Source organism: Stenotrophomonas daejeonensis, assembly GCF_001431505.1.
In the GTDB taxonomy this organism is placed as follows: domain Bacteria; phylum Pseudomonadota; class Gammaproteobacteria; order Xanthomonadales; family Xanthomonadaceae; genus Stenotrophomonas; species Stenotrophomonas daejeonensis.
Genome location: NZ_LDJP01000084.1, coordinates 1 through 5454, shown reverse-complemented (window position 1 = coordinate 5454; position 5454 = coordinate 1). Strand labels below are relative to the sequence as shown.

At 69.1% G+C, this 5454-nt stretch carries 4 protein-coding genes; 2 read left to right on the top strand and 2 right to left on the bottom strand.

All coding sequences use genetic code 11. The annotated features are described in order from the left end of the window. Positions 1–31 precede the first annotated feature (31 nt). Both ABB34_RS13165 and ABB34_RS13160 read right to left on the bottom strand, forming a co-directional pair. The gene (locus ABB34_RS13165) at positions 32–1435 is read right to left on the bottom strand and encodes a S41 family peptidase (protein ID WP_057641791.1); all 1404 of its coding nucleotides are present in this window, start codon (positions 1433–1435) and stop codon (positions 32–34) included. Positions 1436–1551: 116 nt separating this feature from the next. Then, the gene (locus tag ABB34_RS13160) at positions 1552–2754 is read right to left on the bottom strand and encodes a murein hydrolase activator EnvC family protein (RefSeq protein WP_245625453.1); all 1203 of its coding nucleotides are present in this window, start codon (positions 2752–2754) and stop codon (positions 1552–1554) included. Positions 2755–2914: 160 nt separating this feature from the next. Between ABB34_RS13160 and ABB34_RS13155 the strand changes: the two genes are divergently transcribed. Together ABB34_RS13155 and ABB34_RS13150 are read left to right on the top strand one after the other, a co-directional pair. After that, complete coding sequence (locus ABB34_RS13155) at positions 2915–3571, top strand: DUF4097 family beta strand repeat-containing protein (RefSeq protein WP_057641787.1); 657 nt, start codon at positions 2915–2917, stop codon at positions 3569–3571. Between the two features lie 41 nt (positions 3572–3612). Further along, positions 3613–5313, top strand: a complete 1701-nt coding sequence (locus ABB34_RS13150) for a M28 family metallopeptidase (protein ID WP_057641785.1) — start codon at positions 3613–3615, stop codon at positions 5311–5313. Positions 5314–5454: the final 141 nt, after the last annotated feature.

Genomic DNA, 5454 nt, shown 5'->3' with positions numbered 1-5454 from the left:
CCGTCTCCCGCGGGAGACGGGACTGGTGCCGTCACTTGTCGTCGTCGGCCGTGGCCGGTTCGGCTTCTTTTTCGGCCGTGGCCGGCGCGGTGTCGGCCGCGGCTTCCTGCCCGGCGGCCGGGCGTGCCGCCGGCTTGGTCGTCGTGGCGCTGGCCAGCACGCCGGGATGCTTGAGTTCGCGCAACGCCGACTGCACCGGCGCATCGCCCGGCAGCACCACGCCGGTGGCGGTACCGGTGGCTTCGTCGTCGCCGCGCAGGTGGCCGGGCAGGCGCGCCTCGCTGAAGTCGGCCACGCCAGCCGGCACGTCCTTGGCGGCGTCGGTCGGCGCCAGCTCCACGTCCGGCACGATGCCGGTGGCCTGGATCGACTTGCCGCTGGGCGTGTAATAGCGCGCGGTGGTGAGCTTGACCGAATCGCCGTTGTCCAGCGGCAGCACGGTCTGCACCGAACCCTTGCCGAAGGTGCGGCTACCGACGACGCGCGCGCGGCCGTTGTCGCGCAGCGCGCCGGCCAGCACTTCCGAGGCGCTGGCCGAACCGGCGTCGACCAGCACCACCACCGGCGCGCCCTGCATCAGGTCGCCTGGCGTCGCCTCGAAGCGGGCGTCGCTGACCGCGATGCGCCCGCGCGTGGTCACGATGACGCCCTTGTCCAGCAGGCCATCGGCCACCTGCACCGCGGCGGTAAGCAGGCCGCCAGGGTTGCTGCGCAGGTCCAGCACCATGCCCTTCAGCTTGCCGCCGGCCTGCGCCTGCAACTGCGCGAGGTGCTTCTGGAAGTCGGCGCCGGTATCGGCCTGGAAGGTGCTGATGCGCACATAGGCGTAACCCGGTTCGAGCATCTTGCTGCGCACGCTGGTGACGCGGATGGTCTCGCGGGTGACGGTCACGTCGAACGGCTTTTCATCGCCGCGCTCGATGGTCAGCACCACCTGGCTGCCGGCCGGGCCGCGCAATGGTTCCATCGCCTCGACCGCGCTGATCGGCTTGCCGTCGATGGCGACGATGAGGTCGCCGGCGCGCAGCCCGGCACGGGCGGCAGGGGTGTCGTCGATGGGCGACACCACCTTCAGCACGTCGTCCTGCTGCAGCAGCTCCACACCGATGCCCTCGTAGGCGCCGCTGGCCTGCTCGTCGAAGGCCTCGGCGTCCTCCTTGTCGAAGTAGGTGCTGTGCGGGTCGAGGTCGAACAGCAGCCCGCGCACCGCCGACTGCATCAGCTTCCGGTCGTCGACCGGCTCGACGTAGGCTGCGCGCACCGCGTTGTAGACGGCGACGAAGCGGCGTACTTCCTCCAGCGGCACCTTCGAGGTCACCGATTCCTGGGCATCGGGGTTGTCCCCGGCGGACGCCTTGTCCGGGGCGTCCTGCGCCAGGCCGATGGCCGGCGACAGGACAAACAGCAGGGCAGCAGCAAGACCGGCTACACGCATGAACCACTCCATCGAAACGGGTACGCGCGATGCGCGTCGTCGCCGATTATGCGCGAAGCATGGCCGAATTCCCGTTGAACGCGGCATGGCCGGCAGCCATGCCGCTCAGCCCGCGGTCACTGCCGCTGCTGCAGCCAGGTCGAAGGATTCACCGGCTGGCCGTTGCGGCGCAGTTCGAAATACAGCGCCGGCACGCCCTGCCCGCCGGAGTTGCCGACCCTCGCCACCGCCTCGCCACGGCGCACCCGTGCACCGGCATCGCGCAGCAGGGTGTCGTTGTGCGCGTACAGGCTCATGTAGCCATTGCCGTGGTCGACGATCAGGATCATGCCGTAGCCGGTCATCCAGTCGGAGAAGACCACCGTGCCGTCGGCGACGGCGGTGATCGTGGTGCCGGCCGGCGCGCCGATCAGCACGCCGTTGCTGGTGCGGCCATCCGGCAGGCGGCCGCCGTAGCGGGCCAGCAGGTTGCCCGACAACGGCCAGCCCAGCCCGCCCACCTTCGGCACCGGTGCGTTGGCCGTGACCCGCGGGGGGACCTTGCCCGCCGGGCCGCCATTCGCCTGCCGCGCCTGCTCGTTCTCGGCGCGGCGGGCAGCGGCGCGGCGCTCGGCCTCGGCACGCGCCGCCGCCGCGCGCAGGTTGGCCAGCAGGCGTTCGAGTGAACGCGCGTTCTGCCCCAGCGCCTTTTCCTTGTCGCTGCGGTCCTGGTAGCGCTTGTCCAGGTCTTCGGCCACCTGCGCACGCTGGCGGCGATCGGCCAGCAGCGCGCTGGCCTGCTGGCGCTGCCGCTCGCGCGCCTGTTCCAGCTCCTCGCCATGCGCGAGGATCTGCCGTTCGGTTGCCGCCAGCTCCTGCAGGTCGCCGGTGAGCACGATGATGGCGCGCGCGCGTTCGCGCTGCAGGTAGCGGTGGTAGGCGAGTTCGCGGTTGGCATCGGCCACGCTGTCCTGCGCCAGCAGCAGCTTCAGCGGTGCGTGGTTGCCCAGCTGGTAGGCACCGCGCAGCAACGCGGCCAGCTGCCGGCGCTGGCTCCCCAGGCTTGCTTCCAGCGTGCCGCGGCGCTGCTGCAGCTCGGCCAGCTCCTGTTGCTGCCGGTGGATCGCCGCTTCGGTCTCGGCCACCGCGCGGCCGCTGCGCGCGACTTTCTGGTCGGCTTCGCGCAGGCGCCGGGTCGCGGCATCGCGATCGCTTTCCAGCTGGCGCCGTTCCCGCGTCACGCTCTTCAATTCGCCGCGCAGCTGCTGCAGCTTCTTCTCCGCATCGCGCGGCGATTCCTGCGCGTCCACGGCGCCCGCGGCCAGCAGCAGGGCCAGCATCCCGCCCGCACATGAACGCGCCAGCAGCGGAAACCGGGCAATCGGGGTGCGATGGCGGTACGGTTGCAACGGCACTCCAGTGACTTCAGGCAGATGCGGATTGTACCCAGCCATGCTGCCATCGGACCCTGCCCATCGGAATTCCTGACGGAGACATGCGATGAAACGATTCCTTCTTCTGCTGGCCTTGGGCGCTTGCGCCCCGCTGGCAATGGCCGCCGACGACATCAGCAAGGTCAACGGCAGCATCCACACCGATGCCGGCGCCGGTTACCGCGACCTGGAGACGGTCAACGGCAGCATCCACCTGGCGCAGGGCGTGCAGGCGCGTGGCGTGGAAACCGTCAACGGCAGCATCAACGCCGGCGACAACGTGCGCGCCCGCAGCATGGAGACGGTCAACGGCGCCATCCGCGGTGGCCGCGGGCTGCAACTTGACGGTGGCGTGGAAACCGTCAATGGCAGCATCTTCATCGACCAGGGCGGCCGTGTCGCCGGCGGGGTGGAAACCGTCAACGGCAGCATCGGCCTGGTCGGCACCGAGGTCGGGGACGACGTCGAAACCGTCAACGGCGACATCACCATCGGCATCGGCTCGCACGTGAAGGGCGGGGTGAAGGTCAAGAAGCCTTCGTTCAACCTGTCGCTGACGCCACCGCGCAAGCCGCGCATCGTCATCGGCCCGAATGCGGTGGTCGACGGCCCGCTCGTGTTCGAGCGCGAGGTGACGCTGTACGTGCATGCCAGTGCCACCATCGGCACGGTCAGCGGCGCCAGCGTGCTCCGCTTCGACACCGACACCGCGCCAACGGAATGAATCCTGCACCCCCTCACGTCCGCAACCCGGAGCCTCTCTTCATGCCCCGCAAACTCCTGCTCTGTCTTGCCACGAGCGCGGCGCTGGCCGCCTGCAAGGGCGAGCCGCAAGCGCCGGCTGCGCCTGCCGCAGCGCCCGCCGCCACGCATGCCTTCGCCAGCGACATCAATGCGGCCGATTTCGGCGAACTGGTCAAGACCCTGGCCTCGGACGAATTCGAAGGCCGCGCGCCCGGCAGCCGGGGCGAGGAGCTGACGGTCAACTACATCCGCGACCAGATGCAGCGCATCGGCCTGCAACCCGGCAACGGCGACAGCTGGTTCCAGGAAGTGCCGATGACCGAGACCACCGCCGACCCGGCCACCGTGCTGAAGATCCGGCAAGGCGATGCCACGCACGAACTGGCGTTCGGCAGCGACATGGTCATCGGCACCCGCAGCGGCCAGCCGGACGTGCACATCGATGGCAGCGACATGGTGTTCGTCGGCTACGGCGTCGATGCCCCCGAGCAGGACTGGAACGATTACGCCGGGCAGGACTGGAAGGGCAAGACCGTGGTGATGTTCGTCAACGACCCGGGCTTCCACGCCAACGACGACACGTTGTTCGACGGCAAGCGCATGACCTATTACGGCCGCTGGACCTACAAGTTCGAGGAGGCCGCGCGCAAGGGCGCCGCGGCCGCGTTGATCGTCCATGACACCGCCGGCGCCTCCTACGACTGGAACGTGGTCAGGCACTCCTGGGGCGGCGCGCAATACGACCTGCCGGTAGCCGAGGACAAGGAGCCACGGCTGCAGGCGCAGGGCTGGCTCAGCGCCGAAGCCGCGCGCAAGCTGTTCGCCGATGCCGGGCTGGACCTGGACAAGGCCTACAAGGACGCCAACAAGCGCGGCTTCAAGCCCGTGCCACTGCAGGCCACGCTTTCGCTGGACCTGAACAGCCGCATCGCCGAGAAGAAGTCGCGCAACGTGGTCGGTGTCCTGCCGGGCAGCAAGCGCGCCGACGAAGCGGTCGTCTACATGGCGCACTGGGACCACCTCGGCAAGCACGAGGACGAACCGGGCGACAACATCTACAACGGCGCCGTCGACAACGCCACCGGCGTGGCCGGCATTCTCGAGGTCGCCGACGCCATGACCCACCAGCAGACGCCGCCGGAGCGCTCGGTGGTATTCCTCGCCGTCACCCTGGAGGAGTCCGGCCTGCTCGGCTCGCAGTACTACGTCAACCATCCCACCTTCCCGCTGGACAAGATCGCCGGCGTCATCAACATCGACGCCATGTCGGTCGGCGGCCGTGCCCGCGACGTGACCGTCACCGGCTACGGTAGTTCGGAGCTGGAGGACATCCTCAAGCCGCTGGCCAGCGAGCAGGGCCGCACCCTGCACGCCGAAACCTCGGTGCAGAGCGGCTTCTATTTCCGCTCGGACCACTTCAACTTCGCCAAAGCCGGCGTCCCGGCGCTCTATGCCGGTGGCGGCGGCGACCTGCGCGAGGGCGGCACCGAAGCCGGCCGCAAGGCCAGCGAAGCCTACGGCGAGCGCTACCACGGCCCGAAGGACGAATACGATCCCAACTGGAAATTCGACGGCACCATCGAGGACCTGCAACTGCTTTACGGCGTAGGCAAGGCACTGGCCGGCGGCGACAGCTGGCCGAACTGGTATGAGGGCAATCCCTTCAAGGCCAATCGCGATGCAATGATGAAGGATCGGGAGCAGGCATCGACGGCGCAGTAATCGCGCCGGAAGCGGTCTGCATTACCGCCCCCAACCTCGCCGCCCGTTGGGCCATCGCGGCCCGGCGACGCCCGCAGCAGCGTTGAGCTTCATGGCGAAGTAAACAGCAACGGCGCCTTTCGGCGCCGTTGTTGATTGAGC